1 protein-coding gene is annotated in these 849 nt (G+C 69.5%); it reads left to right on the forward strand.

All coding sequences use genetic code 11. The features are described from left to right. Positions 1–849, forward strand: an 849-nt coding sequence (locus tag KUM32_RS36380; protein WP_217146168.1) for a DUF3631 domain-containing protein, incomplete at both ends; no start/stop codon positions are given.

Genomic DNA, 849 nt, shown 5'->3' on the forward strand with positions numbered 1-849 from the left:
CTATACGGCGGTCGCGCTGTGGGACGCACACGCCCACCTGCTCGACTGCTTCGACTCCACTCCCCGCCTCGCCTTCCTCTCTCCAGAGCCGGGGTCGGGCAAGTCACGGGCCCTGGAAGTCGTGGAGACTCTCGTGCCGCAGCCCATGACGGCCGTCAACGCTTCCGCCGCCGCCCTGTTCCGGTCCGTGTCCAACCCCAACGGACGGCCGACGATCCTGTTTGATGAGATCGACACGATCTTTGGCCCCAAGGCGGGCGACAACGAGGAGTTGCGCGGCTTCCTCAACGCCGGACACCGCCGCACCGGGGTGACGTACCGGTGCATCGGCGACGGCGGCAACCAAACCGTGCAAGCCTTCCCGTCCTACTGCGCGGTCGCGGTCGCCGGACTCGGGGCACTGCCGGACACCATCATGACCCGCTCAATTGTGATCCGGATGCGGCGCCGGGCCCGCAACGAAACCGTGGAAGCCTTCCGTGCCCGCCTCCACGAGACGGAAGGCCACAAGCTCCGTGACCAGCTCGCACAGTGGGCCGAGCAGACACGCGACGCGGTCATGGGAGCCTGGCCGGAGATGCCCGAAGGCGTCACCGACCGCCCCGCCGACGTGTGGGAGCCCCTACTCGCCATCGCCGACGCGGTCGGCGGCGACTGGCCCGCCCGGGCACGCGAGGCATGCGTGACGCTGGTGACCGCCTCCCGGACCAACGACAAGGGCAGTCTCGGGGTCCGGCTGCTGACCGACCTGCGCGACCACGTCATGGTCGGCATCGACCGTCTTCCCACCGTCGCCATCCTCGACCGGCTTAACGCCCTGGACGACGCCCCGTGGGCCGACCTTCACGG

The sequence above is a fragment of the Streptomyces sp. AC627_RSS907 genome (assembly GCF_019049165.1).